Source organism: Chitinophaga pendula (genome assembly GCF_020386615.1).
Lineage (GTDB): Bacteria > Bacteroidota > Bacteroidia > Chitinophagales > Chitinophagaceae > Chitinophaga > Chitinophaga pendula.
Map to the genome: position 1 here is coordinate 2,002,873 of NZ_CP077769.1, position 16,921 is coordinate 2,019,793.

The 16,921-nt window shown below is 46.6% G+C and carries 22 protein-coding genes; 11 read left to right on the forward strand and 11 right to left on the reverse strand.

Features of this window, described 5'->3' with window-relative positions; translation table 11 throughout:
* Positions 1 to 67 precede the first annotated feature (67 nt).
* Positions 68 to 598 (reverse strand): DinB family protein, encoded by a 531-nt coding sequence (locus KTO58_RS07755; protein WP_095839929.1) that lies wholly within the window; start codon positions 596 to 598, stop codon positions 68 to 70.
* 123 nt (positions 599 to 721) lie between these two features.
* Between KTO58_RS07755 and KTO58_RS07760 the strand changes: the two genes are divergently transcribed.
* The 3 genes from KTO58_RS07760 to KTO58_RS07770 are packed head-to-tail and all read left to right on the forward strand — an operon-like array spanning position 722 to position 3,180.
* Positions 722 to 1,897, forward strand: coding sequence for an acetyl-CoA C-acyltransferase (locus tag KTO58_RS07760; protein WP_095839928.1), 1,176 nt, complete (start codon positions 722 to 724; stop codon positions 1,895 to 1,897).
* A 13-nt stretch (positions 1,898 to 1,910) separates the two neighbouring features.
* Positions 1,911 to 2,513, forward strand: coding sequence for a TetR/AcrR family transcriptional regulator (locus KTO58_RS07765; RefSeq protein ID WP_198314981.1), 603 nt, complete (start codon positions 1,911 to 1,913; stop codon positions 2,511 to 2,513).
* A 10-nt stretch (positions 2,514 to 2,523) separates the two neighbouring features.
* Positions 2,524 to 3,180, forward strand: a complete 657-nt coding sequence (locus KTO58_RS07770; RefSeq protein WP_095839926.1) for a hypothetical protein — start codon at positions 2,524 to 2,526, stop codon at positions 3,178 to 3,180.
* 3 nt (positions 3,181 to 3,183) lie between these two features.
* Here KTO58_RS07770 and KTO58_RS07775 read toward each other — a convergent pair whose 3' ends face one another.
* From KTO58_RS07775 to KTO58_RS07790, 4 genes are all read right to left on the reverse strand, one after another.
* Entirely contained in the window at positions 3,184 to 3,774 is a 591-nt protein-coding gene (locus KTO58_RS07775) for a DinB family protein (protein WP_095839925.1), read from the reverse strand.
* Positions 3,775 to 3,843: 69 nt separating this feature from the next.
* Positions 3,844 to 4,431 carry a Crp/Fnr family transcriptional regulator gene (locus KTO58_RS07780; protein ID WP_095839924.1) on the reverse strand — a complete coding sequence of 196 codons (588 nt, stop codon included), beginning with the start codon at positions 4,429 to 4,431 and terminating at the stop codon, positions 3,844 to 3,846.
* A 111-nt stretch (positions 4,432 to 4,542) separates the two neighbouring features.
* On the reverse strand, positions 4,543 to 4,719 hold the full coding sequence (locus KTO58_RS07785; protein WP_157753116.1) for a hypothetical protein: 177 nt from the start codon (positions 4,717 to 4,719) through the stop codon (positions 4,543 to 4,545).
* 61 nt (positions 4,720 to 4,780) lie between these two features.
* Positions 4,781 to 5,134, reverse strand: coding sequence for a glyoxalase superfamily protein (locus tag KTO58_RS07790; RefSeq protein WP_095839923.1), 354 nt, complete (start codon positions 5,132 to 5,134; stop codon positions 4,781 to 4,783).
* 194 nt (positions 5,135 to 5,328) lie between these two features.
* Here KTO58_RS07790 and KTO58_RS07795 point away from each other — a divergent pair, with 194 nt between their 5' ends.
* Positions 5,329 to 5,883, forward strand: coding sequence for a ferritin (locus KTO58_RS07795; protein ID WP_095839922.1), 555 nt, complete (start codon positions 5,329 to 5,331; stop codon positions 5,881 to 5,883).
* A 66-nt stretch (positions 5,884 to 5,949) separates the two neighbouring features.
* On the opposite strand, the gene KTO58_RS07800 is transcribed toward KTO58_RS07795, so the two are convergent.
* Entirely contained in the window at positions 5,950 to 6,429 is a 480-nt protein-coding gene (locus KTO58_RS07800) for a DinB family protein (protein ID WP_095839921.1), read from the reverse strand.
* Positions 6,430 to 6,454: 25 nt separating this feature from the next.
* Positions 6,455 to 7,522, reverse strand: coding sequence for a DUF5074 domain-containing protein (locus KTO58_RS07805; RefSeq protein WP_095839920.1), 1,068 nt, complete (start codon positions 7,520 to 7,522; stop codon positions 6,455 to 6,457).
* Between the two features lie 224 nt (positions 7,523 to 7,746).
* Between KTO58_RS07805 and KTO58_RS07810 the strand changes: the two genes are divergently transcribed.
* Both KTO58_RS07810 and KTO58_RS07815 read left to right on the forward strand, forming a co-directional pair.
* Positions 7,747 to 8,196: a cupin domain-containing protein gene (locus tag KTO58_RS07810; RefSeq protein WP_095839919.1), complete on the forward strand. Its 450-nt coding sequence runs from the start codon at positions 7,747 to 7,749 to the stop codon at positions 8,194 to 8,196.
* Positions 8,197 to 8,259: 63 nt separating this feature from the next.
* Positions 8,260 to 8,526 carry a hypothetical protein gene (locus KTO58_RS07815; RefSeq protein WP_095839918.1) on the forward strand — a complete coding sequence of 89 codons (267 nt, stop codon included), beginning with the start codon at positions 8,260 to 8,262 and terminating at the stop codon, positions 8,524 to 8,526.
* A 116-nt stretch (positions 8,527 to 8,642) separates the two neighbouring features.
* Here the strand turns inward: KTO58_RS07815 and KTO58_RS07820 are convergent, their stop codons facing one another.
* From KTO58_RS07820 to KTO58_RS07830, 3 genes are all read right to left on the reverse strand, one after another.
* Complete coding sequence (locus KTO58_RS07820; RefSeq protein WP_095839917.1) at positions 8,643 to 9,530, reverse strand: SDR family oxidoreductase; 888 nt, start codon at positions 9,528 to 9,530, stop codon at positions 8,643 to 8,645.
* A gap of 76 nt (positions 9,531 to 9,606) precedes the next feature.
* Positions 9,607 to 10,182 (reverse strand): Crp/Fnr family transcriptional regulator, encoded by a 576-nt coding sequence (locus tag KTO58_RS07825; protein WP_095839916.1) that lies wholly within the window; start codon positions 10,180 to 10,182, stop codon positions 9,607 to 9,609.
* Positions 10,183 to 10,209: 27 nt separating this feature from the next.
* Positions 10,210 to 11,229: a GlxA family transcriptional regulator gene (locus KTO58_RS07830; protein WP_095839915.1), complete on the reverse strand. Its 1,020-nt coding sequence runs from the start codon at positions 11,227 to 11,229 to the stop codon at positions 10,210 to 10,212.
* Between the two features lie 127 nt (positions 11,230 to 11,356).
* On the opposite strand from KTO58_RS07830, the gene KTO58_RS07835 reads away from it, so the two are divergent.
* The gene (locus tag KTO58_RS07835) at positions 11,357 to 11,806 is read left to right on the forward strand and encodes a DinB family protein (protein WP_095839914.1); all 450 of its coding nucleotides are present in this window, start codon (positions 11,357 to 11,359) and stop codon (positions 11,804 to 11,806) included.
* Between the two features lie 118 nt (positions 11,807 to 11,924).
* Here the strand turns inward: KTO58_RS07835 and KTO58_RS07840 are convergent, their stop codons facing one another.
* Positions 11,925 to 12,074: a hypothetical protein gene (locus tag KTO58_RS07840; RefSeq protein WP_157753115.1), complete on the reverse strand. Its 150-nt coding sequence runs from the start codon at positions 12,072 to 12,074 to the stop codon at positions 11,925 to 11,927.
* A gap of 303 nt (positions 12,075 to 12,377) precedes the next feature.
* On the opposite strand from KTO58_RS07840, the gene KTO58_RS07845 reads away from it, so the two are divergent.
* The 4 genes from KTO58_RS07845 to KTO58_RS07860 all read left to right on the forward strand — a co-directional run bounded on the left by KTO58_RS07845 (position 12,378) and on the right by KTO58_RS07860 (position 16,918).
* Positions 12,378 to 13,208 (forward strand): helix-turn-helix domain-containing protein, encoded by an 831-nt coding sequence (locus KTO58_RS07845; RefSeq protein ID WP_095839913.1) that lies wholly within the window; start codon positions 12,378 to 12,380, stop codon positions 13,206 to 13,208.
* Positions 13,209 to 13,304: 96 nt separating this feature from the next.
* The gene (locus KTO58_RS07850; protein ID WP_225860122.1) at positions 13,305 to 14,507 is read left to right on the forward strand and encodes an MFS transporter; all 1,203 of its coding nucleotides are present in this window, start codon (positions 13,305 to 13,307) and stop codon (positions 14,505 to 14,507) included.
* Positions 14,508 to 14,551: 44 nt separating this feature from the next.
* Positions 14,552 to 15,091 carry a hypothetical protein gene (locus KTO58_RS07855; protein WP_198314979.1) on the forward strand — a complete coding sequence of 180 codons (540 nt, stop codon included), beginning with the start codon at positions 14,552 to 14,554 and terminating at the stop codon, positions 15,089 to 15,091.
* A 666-nt stretch (positions 15,092 to 15,757) separates the two neighbouring features.
* Positions 15,758 to 16,918, forward strand: a complete 1,161-nt coding sequence (locus tag KTO58_RS07860) for a M20/M25/M40 family metallo-hydrolase (protein ID WP_157753114.1) — start codon at positions 15,758 to 15,760, stop codon at positions 16,916 to 16,918.
* The last annotated feature ends 3 nt before the right edge of the window (positions 16,919 to 16,921 follow it).

Genomic DNA, 16,921 nt, shown 5'->3' on the forward strand with positions numbered 1-16,921 from the left:
AAGGTCCCGTTAGCTGATGTATGGGTATTGTCAGCTATGCAGGCGGGATCGGGCAGGTTATTTTTTATCAGGGGCGATTGGCCTCATTATAGCGTTTAGCCAATTCTGTTATTCTTGCGAGGTGGTGATCGTCATGATCGGCTACGAACATGAAATGATCCAGGGTGCGCATGGGCGTGAGCAGCCGGGGGTGCAGGGCGGACCTGAATATGACTGATTCATCGACGGTGCTGAGCATATCGATGGTTTGCTGCCTGATCTGCCGGAAACGCTGTAGCAGTTCTTCCGTAGGTACGTCGTCATGATTGGCGGTGGTGGTCCTGGTGTTCTGCAGGTCGGTGACGCTTAGTTTTTCCTTGCCTTCGAGGATATCGTTGAAGCGTTGTTGCCAAAGGGGTTCCAGATCGCTGAGGTGGCCTATATTTTCTTTGATGGTCCAGGAGTTGTCTGTGCGGAAGAGCTGTTGTGCAGGGGGTATGCTACGCAGCTTTTCTTCGAGGCGGGCGGGGGTACCCATCAGGCGTTCCAGTATACCAGGGAAGATATTTTGTGTGATGGTGAAGTCGAACTGGCGTTCGAACCATTTTACCTGTGACATGAGTAACTAGTTTAAAGGCAAGGTACATAAAATGTGGGGACGGAAGCGGGGTGGGGGCATAAAAACAGACAATTTTGTCTAAATTTGATTCGCAACAAATTTATTCCACATAAACCTGTTATTATGAAAGACGTATTTATTGTAGCCGCTTTCCGGACCCCAACGGGCGGTTACCTCGGAAGTCTGTCAGGCATTGCAGCTCCGCAACTGGCTACTTATCCGATACAGCATAGCTATCAGCACTGTAATATCTCACCGGAGCATATCGATGCCGTTTATTTTGGTAATGTGCTCAGTGCGGGCGTAGGACAATCGCCTGCCCGGCAGGCAGCGATATTAAGCAAGATACCTGTAACGACGGATGCGACGACTATCAACAAAGTATGCGCCTCCGGGATGAAGGCGACGATGCTCGGTGCGCAGCAGATACAACTGGGATTGGGTCAGCTGGTGCTGACGGGGGGTATGGAGAGTATGAGTAATGTACCGCACTACAGTTATTTCAGGAAGGGACATAAATATGGTGATGTGACGTCGATGGACGGGGTATTGAAGGACGGATTGACGGATGCTTATGACCAGGCGCACATGGGGGTGTCTGCCGAGTTATGCGCCCGTACCTATCAATTGTCGAGGGAGGTGCAGGATGCGTATGCATTGGCCTCTTATGAGCGGGCTATTGCGGCTACCAAGCGAGGGAAATTCAGTCAGGAGATCGTGCCGGTGCCGGTAGTGCAGAAGAAGGAAACGATATTGGTATCGGAGGATGAAGATATTTATAAGGTGATACCGGAGAAAGTGGGACAGTTGCCTCCGGTATTTGTGCCCGGCGGTACGGTAACGGCTGCTAATGCCAGCAATCTGAATGACGGTGCGGCGGCGTTGTTGCTGGCCTCTGCCGGCAGTGTGGCGAAGTATGGGCTGCAACCTATTGCGCGTATATTATCGTATGCGGATGCGGCGCAGGCACCGGAATGGTTTACGACAGCTCCCTCACAGGCTATTCCCAAAGCATTGGAGCTGGCGGGGCTGCGCGGCGATCAGATCGATTATTATGAGATCAATGAGGCTTATGCTGCTGTAGCGTTAGCCAATCAGCAGCTGTTGGGCATTCCGGCAGACAAATTGAATGTTTACGGTGGGGCGGTGGCCATCGGGCATCCGCTAGGCGCTTCCGGCGCGCGTATATTGGTGACGCTAACTTCTGTATTAAGGCAGGAAGGCGGGCGTTATGGAGTAGCGGCTATTTGTAATGGCGGCGGTGGGGCTTCAGCTATTGTTATTGAATCGCTGGTATAATTACAACGCATATATGAAGAAAGGAGAGAAAACACGTCAGCATATCATTGAGCAGGCAGCGCCTATATTTAATGAAAGGGGTATTGCGGGGACGACGGTAGATGATGTGCTGGCGGCTGCCAGTGTGGCCAGGGGCTGCCTGTATAACCTGTTTGACGACCGGGAGGACCTGGCCCGGCAGACAGTGGATCACTTGCTGCAGCTGGCGGCTGACAATATCCGTGCCCGGTTACGATCGGCGACGACAGCCAAGAAAAAGATCTATGCTTACCTGGATCTGCACAAGGCACCTTTGGACTTTCATGTGAAAGGCGGTTGTCCGATCTTAAACATCGGCGTGGAGGTAGACGATCATCACCCGGTTATCCGGCAACGGGTGAAGGAGGCCGTACTGGAGGCACAGCAGGCATTTGCCGGTATCCTGAAAAAAGGTATTCAGGCAGGAGAGTGGTTGCCCGCCTTAAAGGCGGATGCATTTGCCTTTAAGATGTTTGCTGCAATGGAGGGGGCTATTGTATTGTGCCGTATACTGGAGACCAATAAGCCTATGCAGGCATTGATCAAAGGATTTAAAGAAGAACTGGCCTCCTTTGAGCCAGGTAATACGATCAAATGAAAACAATATTATGGCATCGCTTAGTTTATATGAAGATATCCGGGAGATGATCGCACGTCATTTTGGTTTTCTGGCGGCGTATGGATTTGGTGCTTTTGAAGAGCGGCAGATCGCTTATGAATATCATTTTGAAGCAAGTAGTTTACAAGTGACTATTGATATCTGGTTTGAGTTCACGTATGAGACACCTGTCTGGGTAAAGCTCAACGGGTATTTTGTACAGTTGATCGATCCTTCCTTACCGCTGTTTACCGATTATATCCGGCAATTAGAGGCCCTGTATACTTCGCCGGGCGATGTGATCCGTTGTAGTGATCTGGCGGATGGATATCTGCAAGGCGGGTATGAGGTATATGATCGTTATTTGTGCGGTATAGCTGAATTATTGCAGCGACATACCACGATATTGGCAGGTGATATGTCGCTGTTGGAAGTCAATGCGGCCATCGCTGCGGAGGAGCAGGAGCAGCGACGGATAGCTGAGCAACGGGAAAGAGGTGTCTTCGTATGTACATTTTCTATGGATGATGTAGCGATCTATGAGCAGGAGGCTTCGTCGTTGGAAGAATTGCGGACCATCCTGCAAGAGATATGGCGCTCCGGAATGGAGATCATAGAAGTACTGGATGGTAATGGTCAACCGATACCTTTTACGATGGATGCGTAGCTGTTATCCTGCTGTATTTGTCGGCAACTTTGTTAATCCCTTCCAGTATATATTTTGTATCTGTAGGAAATGTCTTTGTTGATGGGCGATAACGAAACGTAAGGTATCGCCCAGTTTCAGCCTGATCATACGACTGATAGAGATAGGTATTCTGATCTTTTGGAGATCGGCGGTAGCGGCTACCTGTAACAATAGGAGCAGCTGATGCTGATGATTAATAAATTCTTCCAGCATCTGATGTGCATCGGGATGGCTGGCTGGGATGGCGTTTTTAGGCGCTTTCATTTTACGGGCGATGGTATTATCCTGGCGGGGGAGCATTAGTTTGGTGAAGTAGTCGCCCAGCCAGCCAGGTTTGAATTGCGGGCGGGATTGATTCTGGTGCAGGTGTAGTTTGTTTTCGATGGCGGGAAGATAGAACCTGCAATAGATATTGAGATGTTCCAGCACCTGTGCGACGCTCCATTGGCCTGGTGCAGATTGTGCTTCCAGTGTCATCATAGATCGTTGTTTCAGTTCGCCGGCGGCGGTGATAATACGGCGGACATCTGCCTGCAGGTCTTCGAGGAGCACCTTACTGTTAATAGTTTTCATATTAATGCTGTATTTGACTATACAAAGGTCTGACGTAATGTCTGGTTAAACATTGGTATTTACCAAGATTCAGATCTTTACGCTGCTATATAGTTTACTGAAGTTAGTGGCGTCGATGCCGAGATAGGAGGCGATGTATTTGTGAGGTACGAGTTGCAGCAGCTGCGGGCTTCTGCGGAGGAGGGTGGTGAACTTTTCTTCATTGCTGTAGCACTGTAGTTCTACCTGGCGTGCGAGTACGCCTTTTAGCACGTGGGCGGTAGTTTGCAGCAGCATATCCCTGATGGAGGTGTATTGTTGGGATAGCTGGGTGATCGTGTCGTAGTTGATACGTAGTAGCCTGCTGGCGGTGAGTGTTTCTAGGAAATAGGCGGAAGGGGTTTGGGTGAGGAAGCTATCTGCTATGCCGCTGAAGGAGGGAGGGTATGTAAATACGACGGTAGCTTCTTTGTGATCTTCTCCGAGGTAGAAGGCTCTTTGTACGCCATCTACTACGAAGTAGAGGTGTTTTTCTGTTTCTCCGGCTACGGTCAGGACGGTCTTACGTTTTACGGTGAGAGGTTGCCAGCCGGAGCAGAATGCTGACAATGCTGCAGGAGGGAGCGGGTAAAGTTGGGTGATAAAGATTTGTAATTGCTTTTCTTCCTGCGCTTGCATGTTTTTTAGGAATAAAAGTAAGGATACTTTGGCAGGATGTAAAACGGCCATCTTCCGGGAGGAAGGCGGCCGTTCTGTAAATGCATTTACGTGAATTTTAGCATGCTTTGGTTATCGCCATTGGCAGAGGAAGATGTTATCCTGCTGGCAATAGCACCAAGTTGGGCATACCTGTATGCCGCGGCAGGTGTATGCCTGGCAATAAGGTGCCGGGGTGGGAGTGCCACCGCCTTTGATTGTTTTCAGCGCTGTACGCGGCACTGATGTGAAGCCGGTTAGTGTACGCATCGTGATATGATTTGGTGAGGCACGAAGGTATTCCGGTGAGCAGGTAATATCATCGCACTGCTTATCCGAGATGTGTGAGTATATTGACCAGTTTGCCGAAGGGATCGATGACATAGAATCGGCGGACGCCCCAGGGCTCGTCGGTGAGCGGGTAGGTAATATGAAAGCCTGCTTGCTGCATTTGTTGAAAGGCGGCTTCAACATCGTCTACCTCTATTGATAAGTCCGGTGTAGGTGTATCGTTGCCTCCGTGATTAGCGATACTTATCTGTACGTCCATATGATGTTTATTGCCATAGGTGGTGATCCAGCCATGGTCCATCAATATATCCAGTCCCAGTATGTCGCCGTAAAAGGAGCTGGCAGCGTGGATGTCTGCAGCATTGATATTGGCCACTATTCTTTTAACGTTCATGCGGAGTGGGTTTGTATAAGGTGGTTTGCTGTGTAATATATTACACAATTGTTGAAATTCAAGTACTGTCTGCTGTTGGAAAAGGCGGTGTAGCGGGGTTATTGGCTTTGGTACAGATGTTGAGCACGGTTTGGAGACACATCTTGTAGTCCCTATGAGCGGGACGGTATCGATCACACTCAAAAACAGAAATTATGCTTGAAAAGAAACGTATTTCGGCAACCATGGAGAAATCGCTGAATGAGCAGATGACCAGAGAAGCACATGCAGCGGAAGTATACCTGGCATTGGCATCCTGGGCAGAGAACCAGGGATATGCCGGGGTCGCCGATTTTATGTACCGGCACTCAGCGGAAGAGCGGAATCATATGATGAAATTTTTGAAGTATATCAATACGCGCCAGGGGTATTGCCGGATTAACCAGATCCCTGCGGTGTTGCCGGAGCCTAAAGATTTGAAGGATCTTTTCGAGATGGCAATACAACATGAATTTGATAATTCAGCTTCGATCAATAAGCTGGTATCGCTGGCGTTGAGAGAGGAGGACTGGGCTACGTGGAACTTCCTGCAATGGTTTGTGAAAGAGCAGATAGAGGAAGAGACGCTGGTACTGGAACTGTTCGATAAATATGAACTAGCCAGCACGGATAAGAAAAATAACGTTAACCTGTATGAATTTGACCGGGACCTTTCCGGTGCGCCACAGGAAGTTTCGTTGCCGGAGGATGCTACGCAAACGAATCCTTAAGGGGCTTAGATATGCAAGGAGAGATGCGGTTACAACATCTCTCCTTGTCATATCCTTTTTGTACCATTAAACGGGCGAATTATTTTCGTTCAGGATCTTTTTGATCAATACGATCTGACCGAGATGATAATGTGTATGTTCAACAATGCCCGTAATATTTCTGTAATAATTGCCATATTTAGGATCGGCAAAATCTGTTAACAAGCGTTGCTCTTCCAATTTTTCTATTTCCGCTGAGAATGCTGCTGCATCTTGCAGTGCTTTCTGTACCAGTTGTTGCCATTCTGCTTCCGAGTTAATGGGAGGTAGGTCGAAGCTAAATTTATCATTTGCTTCCAGCGGTTGTCCTTTTAGTACTTTCAGTACGGCATCTACGTAATAGTTAATATGAAATACCAGTACGGCGATCGTGTTCAGGTTATGGACGCGGGTAGTTGCCTGTTGCCAGGAGATACCTGTCAGCGTATCTTTCAAGTTGACGCTGGTCCAGTTGCCACCGGTGTGTACATCCCGGAAGTGTTTGGCGATTTGCGGTACAATGTTCATAGCGGGGGGTATTTGTTTGTGGGTATTAATTAGTAAATATGATATCTGATACAGCGTAGCCGACATTCTTTATCACGCGTTTACTTTTACCATTTTTGTCGAAGATGTACAGGTGGCTATATAGGTCTCCGGAGAATAGGTCGGGCGTATCTGCGATGTAAATATCGCCATTCCGGGGATCTATTTTCCAGGCGGTGGCGTACATGATACCAGCAGTAGGGTGGTCGATCAGTTTCTCTGCCACTTTGGTGAGGGTATTAAAGCGACATAATACGCCCAGCGAAGTTTCCTGCCAGTAGATGAATTCGTCGGTACCAGAAGCGGTCAGTATGCCATTGGCCGGTAACTTGAAATTATTATTATCGAGTTCTACGGAGTCAACAGCGATAAGGGTCTGATCCAGTTTTATGAATTTAGGTTTGTTAGTGAAACCCTGTACCCCTATCCATACGGTTTTACCGGCTGTTTTAACTACACCGGCTACGTTCTCTTTATAGGTATATAATGTCTGCAGCTGGTTATTGTCAACTTTTACCAGGCGTTTGCCGGCGCCGGTCACCACGCTATTGTTGACGGTGCTAATTGGAATGAGGGGTACGTCTTTGCTGTCCGGGATGCTGGTACCGGTGATGGTCTTAGCGGAGAGATCTACGGCATATAGACCCGCTTTGCGTTTGTCAGTGACATTCACATATCCTGTTTTGCCATCTGTGGTGGTAAAGTAGGCTACTTTCGCGATCCCGGATTGGGTAATGGTATAGTCCAGCTTCAGGGTTTGTTCGTCGATCACTGTCAGGTGATTAGGACCATCGATAGAAGTAATATAGTAGCGGTTATTAAAGTGAGTGATGCTCGTGGCGGCAGCGGACAATGTTTTCCCGGTATTAATGGTCGAGAAGATATTTAATGTAAGCTTGCCCTGCTCGTCTATGAAGGAGAGTTCGGAAGGCCCATTTGTTTCTTTGCTGCTGTTGCTCAGGAGTAATACACCATTGGCATAGGGCTTTTTGATCACTTGCCTTACTTCGTCTTTTTTGCAGGCAGTAAGGGACAATACAGTGGCTATAAAGATAAATAACGTTCTTGCTCTCATAAGTTTTTAGGTTGTTTGCAGAATGGCCGCAAAGGTACGTATATACGAAGACTATCTGTTATGTCTGCTGTATAATTCTCCGGGAGCGTTCCCATTGTGACGGTTGCTAATTGCTGCTAAACGTTAAATAACGTTAAATACTTTCTTTGCCGGACCAGCCTGTTTTTCAGTATCAATAAACCGTTGCAGTTTTGAGCATTGGCATAAACTTTTAACCAACTACTATGCAACAATCGTTTTGGATCTTTAATGGAAAACTTACTATCCTGATAGATGAACAGGATACGAATGGCAGTTATGACCTGATAGAGGGCACGTTTGCGCCCGGGATAGATGTGCCGCCTCACCAGCATCACCAGTACTCTGAATTGATCATGGTAAAAGAGGGAGAGCTGTCCGTTTATCAGAAAGGGCAGGTTACGGTTCTGCAGCCAGGTGAATTTGTTTTTATACCCAAGTCCACTCCTCATGCGGTATGTAATACGGGTACTACCGAGGCGATCGCCACCTGTATAGCTAGCCCCAGTGGTTTTGCGCGGTTGATCCGCGAAGTAGGGCTCCCAGGTAAAGCAGATGGGAGTGCCCCAGATGAAATGAATGATATGGAGTTATTCCTGCGTATCTCCGCCGAGTTGGGTGATGAGATGCTGGGAGCGCCCGGTACCCGGCCATAGGTAGGCGTCTTACGCTGATGAGACCCGACTCGCTCTTTTCTTGAAGTCACTGGCATTTATGCCATGGAAGTAACGTTCCAGGTAGTGGGCGGAGATATGCACCGCTGTGCAGATCGATACGATAGGTGGGGAGGTATTCAGCCATCCACCGCTAACGGCCGTATTACCATCTGCGCTCCATGCAACGGCAATGGTGCCGATCGTAGCGGTGCTGACATTGGAAAGGGTTCGGAGGGTATTACCGATGATTTGTTACAGGCGAAAAAGACAGTATCAATGGCGCATGCCATAAAAAAGAGGTTGACATACCTGGATGTGTACAGGGGGTAATGTTTTGGAGGTTTGTAAAAGGAGTCTTTATAAAAGTAGGAAAATGTGTGTATGCATCCTAGTTAAGGATTTTAAAAAAGCCTCTTGTTTTGGCAAGAGGCTTATGTACCATATCGTTAAAAATATATTCCGGGGACCAGCTCTGCTGACAGCTCCGGGTGTTGAGGTATCCAACCCAGTGTCTGACGTGTTTGTTCACTGGATGCCGGACAATCTATGGCCGCGAAATGAGTAAACCATTCGAAAAAGGCAGTTGCTGCCTGCGTGTCCAGGCCCGTAACGGGTACTTGGAGGGCTTCTCCGATGCTGGTCGCTATCTGCCGGAATGGGATTCCTTCTTCGGCGACAGCATGGAAAACCCTTTGTGTAGGTTGTTTTTCTATGATCAGCCGGTAGAGGTTCGCGGCATCATACCGGTGTACGGCAGGCCAGCGGTTGAGGCCTTCTCCAATATATGCCGCTTGGCCTTTCTCTCTGGCGATATTGATGATCATCGATATAAAGCCATGATCGCCGGGGCCATGTACGGTGGGAGGGAGCCTTACAATGTAAGTGTTCACACCTTTGGCGGCGAGTGCATTGGCTGCTTCCTCTGTAGCAGCACGGGGAATGGTGTCGGATGAGGCTGGCTGATCCTTTTCCGTTACCAACCGGCCATAGTTCAACAGGCCTACTCCGGAGGTGATCACCAGGGGACGGTCGGTGCCAGTCAGGGCTTCGCCCAATGTCTCGATGACCTGTCGATCTTCTTCACAACTGGCTTTGAAGCGACTGAAATCATGGTTAAACGCGGTATGAATGACGGCATCGCAATCTGCAGCACCTTCTTTGATTGTTCTGAGGTCATCAAGATTTCCGCGATGTACGTTGGCGCCGGCCGCCAATAGTTTTTCCGCTGCATTGTCTGTGCGGGCCAAGCCGAGTACCTGGTGACCTGCCTGTAATAGTTCTTTGACGATAGCGGAGCCTACGAATCCAGAAGCTCCTGTAACAAATACTTGCATAATGAATGACTTATTTTGATTATCAAAATTGAGTCAATACATGCCGGAAAACGTGGTCATTTGACCATATTTTGAACTAGCGATGTAGTTGTGCGTGGCGGATGCGGGTGAGTGTCTTTAAGGAAAGGCCAAGATAAGCAGCGATCATATGTAAGGGGAGCCTGTTCAGCAAATCGGGATATGCACGGATAAAAGCGCTGTATTTTTCTTCAGGAGTTGCACTCAGCGTAGTGAATAGTCGCTGACGGTTATCATAGATATTCAGTTGTACCAGCTGTTGGGAAAAAAAAGCCAGTTGGGGAATATCGGCTAACAGCTGGTCGAAGTCTGTTTTTGTCCAGAGTAATATCTGGCTGGGTTCTACTGCGGAGATATTAAATGCTGAGGGATTCTGGCGATGATAACTTTCGGCATCCACCGTCCAGTGACCTTCCTGTGAGAACTGCAGGATATGTTCGCCACCGTCATTTGTGGTACCATAGATCCGGAGCAACCCCTTGGCAACAAAGGTCTTATGCCTGCATATCTGACCTTGTTGCAGCAGCCATTCATTACGACGAAGGGACCTGGGAGTAGCGGCAGCAATGATCCGTTCGATGTGTTCATCGTTAAGGGTGGTCTGAGAGCGAAGGTAGCTGTCTATTCCTGTCATAATCGATCCAAAGATAATTTATTGCGATCATACGAAAGGCTGATCTTGCCGGAAGTCTGTATATTTATCCCGTTTGATATTATAGCTATTGCGGTATTCGACAGGTGTTAGTCCGGTGATCCTTTTAAATACCGTTCTAAATGTTCGCAGGTCGTTATAACCGACATCATAGGTGACCGCAGCTATATTGGTTTCTCCTTCTTCCAGCGCTCTCTTGGCGGCTTCTACTTTTATGCGCTGAATGAAGGTGATGGGATTCGAGGACGTCGCGTTTTTAAAGCGTCGTATAAAATTCCGTTTGCTCATATTCACATGCCTGGCGACTTCCTCTACAGACAGGTCTACTTTAAAATGTGCTTCAATATAACTTTGCGCTTCGTGTATCTCTTCATCATCATGGGAGCGCTGGCCTGAAAAAACAGAAAATATCTGCTGTGAGGTGCGGCTATAGTCCAGTGCGTAGAATTTGCTGAGCTCCACGGCTATCTCTTTACCACAATGGCCCTCTATGAAGTACAGTAATGTATTGAGAGAAGAGAATCCACCCCCACCGGTAAGTATACCTTTCGAGTGAGTGATGACTTTATCTGCCTGGAAGTTGATAAGCGGATATCTCTTTTGCAGATCTTCCAATGCACCCCAATGCGAGGTGGCAGGCATGCCATCCAATAAACCACATGCTGCCAGTATATAAGCACCTGTACAAAGGCTGATGACCTGTGCGTGGCTAGCATACTGCTCCTGTATCCAGCTGATAAGTTGGTTATTGCGAGACAATAGTGCATCGACGGTTACCGATGTCGTATTCATCGGTGGGATAATGACCACATCTGTATCAAAGTGGTCTGATATGGTCTTGCTGCAACAAAGCTGGACGAGCATGCCCGATTGTACTTGTTTATCTCCGGCACTTACCAGTTCGATATCGAAGGGGAGCGGGCGTCCTTTTCCGGCCGCCGCTTCATTGGCGCTGGTCAGTAAGGCAGTAGTATTGGCCACTGCTGTCGGTAAAACATCTTCATATATAATAATGGAAATGTGTTTCATATTCCCTGGACTTTACTAGGTCAAAAGTATATAGAAAAATGGCACGAAACGCACCCCTTGATGTCACTTTTGCACAGTGATGGAATTTTAGCGCTGAGATACTTTTACAGTACAAACAAGCAATGTTATGAAAACAGTATTCGACAAAGCCGTTAGGGATGAATTAGTTACCAGGATCAACACGCTTACCCCGCAAAGTAAAGCGCAATGGGGTAAAATGAATATCCATCAGATGATCAGGCATTGTGTGATCTGGAATAACTGGGTATTGGGCAGGGGATCATATCGTTATAAACAGGGGTTGTTAGGGAAGATATTTGGGAAAATGGCATTGAAAGGTCAGGTGAAAGATGACCGGCCGATGGGTAAAAATATGCCTGCGGGAGATTTTGCCATTAAAGAGAAGATGGGAGGTGCAGAGCTGGAGAAAGATATACTGATGGAGCAGGTAACTGCATATGGGCATTTCTCAAATCCGGCTTTCGTCCATGATTTCTTTGGTAAAATGCAAGTAGCAGAGATTGGTATTTTTGTATACAAGCATTTGGATCACCACTTACGGCAGTTTAATGCATAGAAACGGTTGCCGGTTAGCTGTCCTCCGCCTACTGCAGCCGTCAGTTGTCTGGGTGTCCTCCCTCAACTGTACGTTGTTAACGTTGAAAGGCTTCCTTACGAGGGAGCCTTTTTGTTGATTACTTGCTGGCAGCCATTCGAGGCGCAGCATATTTCAGCAGTTGCCCGATCATTTTATCTAATAGCTGCCTGTTCCCAGCTTCTCCATATAGCGGGCCAGGCGTCGCCGGGTCCCATATCGAGCAGTGTACCGGGGAGAATATTTTCATTTACCAGACTGATAATTTCGCAATCGACTTTTTGTGATCCTAGTTTTCTGCAAAGAAGTCGGTTAACGTTGCTGTATTGGAAAGATCGCTCTTTTTGAGTGTACCTAGTAAGATGACTGCTTTCATAGTTTTCCTTTGTATGGTTAGCCGATACCTATAGATCGTAAAAAAACTTGCCAATACTGCTTTATCCGGACTGAGCAAAAACCGCAGGAGAGAGCAGCGGACAGATCGTCAATAGGATATCAAGCTGTACATTAATATCCTTCGTATTTTTGCATCAGATAATTATAATGTTCTTCGATGAAAAAAAATACGATAGCACTACATAAACATGAGTTGAAAAGTATATACGTAGCAATTAAGGCGGTAAGCGGGATCAACAGTTCAGTGCAGGTACCCCATCGGGATGATCATTATATGTTTATTATCCAACGGAAAGGCTATTCTTTATGGGAGCTGGATTTTAACGAGGTGGCGCTGGAAGGTGCCTGCCTGTGTTATGTTACACCAGGGCAGGTGCATCGATACATTGAGAAGAAACATTGTGAAGGATGGATCACCTTTGTAGAGACCGGGATGATCTCAAAACAATGCCGGGAGATCTTCGATACCTACCTTAATACACAGCAGGCAGCTATCGCACAGGCAGATGACATTTCTTTTAAAATTGCGCCGCTGATAGAAGAGGTCGTTCAAGAGCAGGGCCCCCTTCAGAAATCCCTGCTCAAATCACTGGCAGAGGCGCTGATTACAGAGATCGCATCGAAAATCGTTCAGACGCAAAATTCAATAACGCACATGGCTGGACAAAAGTATAATACAATTGTCCGGTTTAAACAAATGATAGTTGCTAACTTCAAGGAGTTAAAACAAGTAAAGGCTTATGCCGCATTGCTTAATATTACGCCGTTGTATCTCAATGAAATAGTCAAGGAGGCGACCGGGTTCCCGGCAAGCTATTGGATAACACAGGAAATTGTACTGGAGGCGAAGAGATTACTGCACTATACACCACTCGATATTAAACAGATCGCGTACGAGTTGGGATACGAAGATCATACTTACTTTTCACGGTTCTTTAAAAAGAACACCGGCATGACGGCTTCTGTATTCCGGAGCCGAAAACCATGATTTGTCCTATTATAACCATTGGATACCCGTCGTTCAGCGTACGCTGTCTTTCTAATTTTGCACCGTTCATATTCGACGTAATAAAAACGATACAAAATGTCAGAAAGAAATACTTTAACATTACCGGTCACACAGAACGACAAAACCGACGCCGCATTTTTTAGTATAATAGTACCAATCATCATTTCGGTATTTGCGATATACCTCACGATCGGAATGATGCTGGGAGTACTACCCGCCTTCATAAAAAGCGATTTAAAGTATGGAAGTCTGGCGGTAGGCATTGTCATTGGGATACAATCACTGGCTACTTTATTAACGAGAGCCTCTGCCGGTAAGATGACAGATACCAGAGGTGCCAGAGCGAGCAGTTATACGGGGATATCGCTGGTAATGGTATCTGGCATTTTATACCTGGCAGTAGCTACTTTTAGCCAGCATCGATCGCTGGCATTGGGGATGATCCTGTTGGCGAGGATAGTGCATGGCGTAGCAGAGAGTATGTCTGTAACCGGGGCGCTGACCTGGGGAATAGGATTGGTAGGCATCCAGAAATCGGGAAAAGTCATGACATGGAATGGCATTGCTATGTATGCAGGTATCGCGATCGGCGCCCCTCTTGCGATCTGGATGAAAGAGACGCAGGGCATTACCTATGTGTTTGGGACTATTCTTGCATTGTCTGTTATCAGCTGGCTCTCTACCACTAAACTCCCTGATCTGCCCGTGGACAAGTCACATATCAGAACACCGTTTTACAAGGTGATTGGTGTGATTGCCGGACAGGGGCTGGGATTAGCTTTTGCTTCGATAGGTTTTGCCTGCATCTCTTCTTTCATCGCCCTCTTATTCGCAGAGAGAAATTGGGGGAATCCTTCTATGGCTTTTATGGCATTTGGGATGTTTTATGTACTTACCCGTGTGTTTTTCTCTTCATTCCCGGATAAATATGGCGGCTATCAGGTCGCACTGTTTTCCCTGTTCATCGAGGTTATCGGACAGCTTTTAATTGGATTTGCCAGCTCCGAATCCGTTGCATTGATCGGGTGTAGCCTTACAGGGGCAGGTTTTTCTCTTATTTTCCCTGCTTTAGGGGTGCTGGCGATAAAAAAAGTATCTCCTCAAATGCGAGGGACGGCACTGGGGTCTTATGCCGCCTTTTTTGATATTTCATTGGGAATAGCCGGACCGGTTGCCGGGCTGATCGCCGGGTGGTTCAGTTATGGTGCAATCTATCAATTTGGAGCTATTAGCGGTTTGCTGGCTATATTGATCGTATTCCTGCAGAAAAATGATTAACCTACGTTATAATAACATTGTAGCGATAAGGAGCATTTCTTTACATGCTTGAATTTTTTATCTTACATCAGTATTTGAAATTATCTGCCATGCAACCCTTTGAGACTGCGGTAACATTTATTCGTTCTATCGGTATCCCGGTAATTTTCCGGAAATTATCCGATCCCACTTTCCTGCCTGGCTTGCAGATCGATGGCGGCTGTATCCTGGTAGATAAGCAGCAACTGCAACACCCGGGAGATTTGCTGCACGAGGCAGGTCATATTGCCGTGGTACCTCCTGCAGAAAGAACAATGCTGAGACAAGACAATATTGGAGGCCGAGAGAACCATGCAGCAGAAGAAATGATGGCGATCGCGTGGTCATTTGCTGCTTGTAAACATCTAAAGATTGACCCTGCCTTTGTTTTTCATGAACAAGGGTATAAAGGGGAAGGGCGTAATATCGCTGAACAATTTGAAGCAGGACATACTTTCGGAGTCCCAATGTTGCAATGGGCCGGAATGACAGCTGAACCTCATCAGTCAAAAAATATCGGCTTAGCGCCCTATCCGCTTATGAGCCACTGGCTAAGACCACTGTAACGATCCGACTTCTACACTTACTATTATTTCTCTGATACAAAGGAATAACTGAGGTCATTTGAATATCACACTATGCATATTGATTTTTCACTAGCTAACCAGGAAATTTTAAAATGCAGAAAAATTAAAATATTGCTGGTAATTATGATGTTGCGCCATCTTAGCTTTCAAATGTATAATATCCAACCAGGCGAACAGGCCGGCCAGAAGGTATGGAAGTGCTTGTTCATTCTGAGCCAACCATTGTATGTGGGGGGCTACACAAGTGATTGTTAATCCTCTTGGAATCCACTAACAAGTCTTAAGTTAAACTATAATGATCAGCCCGGACGATTTTATACGTCCGGGCTGATGTCTTTTATGTCAATTATCAATCTCAGGTTGTCAAATTTTATTGACTAGCTTTAGTAGCATAATAAACTGTCACCATTGAGCGCTTGAAATGTCTGTAGCGGATAGTCTTGACCAGTAACGGCAAGCAAATGTTAACAATGAGTTCCGTAATAATGTATTGAAATATAATTTCTTATGAGGAGGGTCGTACTCTTTGTTATGCTGTATGTCTTGTGGGCTCCACATGCAAATGCGACCAGGCATTTAACGGAGATAAAAAACCTTCGTGCCTTCGTCGACACACTCAAAAGGGAGGTCAGGATAAATTATAGCTTGTTAGGCCAACAAGATGCTTCATTTACAGTCATTCCATTTTTACAGACAGATCAGGGGGAGATCATTATCCTCAAAGGAGGGGACTTATCAGGAGACGTAGGAACAACTATACGAGCCGGATCGGCAAAACAGATTGTCTGGCGCTACACACCAGCAGATAGTGAAATATGGAAGTATCAAATGGGCGTAATAGTAGATGACCATACCAAGGTGGACCTGAAAGAATTGCTGACACAGGTCGATTCTAACAATATTAGAAAGCACTTACAGGAATTGTCAGTGAAGCGGCATTTTACGAATGGAAGGGAAAATTTGGAGACAATAAAGCTATACTTAGAGAGCGCATTCAGGATGGGACACCTGCGGACACAAAGACAACGTTTTAATTTTAATGCTTACAAAGCTGATAATGTTATCGGGCAATTGGATGGTATAATGGCTGGTAAGGGGAAAATTGTACTCGGGGCTCATTTCGATGCTGTTAAAGGCTCATGGGGCGGAGATGATAATGCGTCAGGTGTGGCAGGGATGTTGGAAGTGATGCGGGTATTATCTAAATACCGGTTGAACAACGATGTAGCCTTTGTAGGATTCGACCAGGAGGAAGCTGGAATGTTGGGCAGTAAATTTTATGTTTCTGCGCTTGGAGAACATAAGAATATAGACTATATGATCAATTTTGACATGATCGGGTGCTATATGGATAAGGTCGGTAGCCAGCCTTTTCCGGAAGGATTGAAAGAAGGATTCCCTGTTGCATATAAGAAGGTTGCAGACAATCACTTCAAAGGAGATTTTATCCTGCTTGTGGCTAACGAGCAGTCTGCTGAAATGGTTGCTGCTTTCGAGCAAGCGAGTTCTGAAAATGTGGCCACGCTTGCTGTCGTATCACTGGTGGTGCCAGATGATGGTAGATTTGCCCCGGAATATTTCAGGGCTTCTGATTTTGTTAGTTTTTGGGATGCAGGCTTTAAAGCACTTTCAATTGGTGACACCGGAGATGTACGCAATTCAAATTATCATTCTCCCCGTGATGTATACCGCACCGTCAATGTTTCATTTGTTTATGACGTAGTAAAGGCGACGATCGCTGCGATTGCTGATATGGGAGGAATCAGGAACGTCGTATCACAGACATGTAACGTTAAAATGTTGTGACTT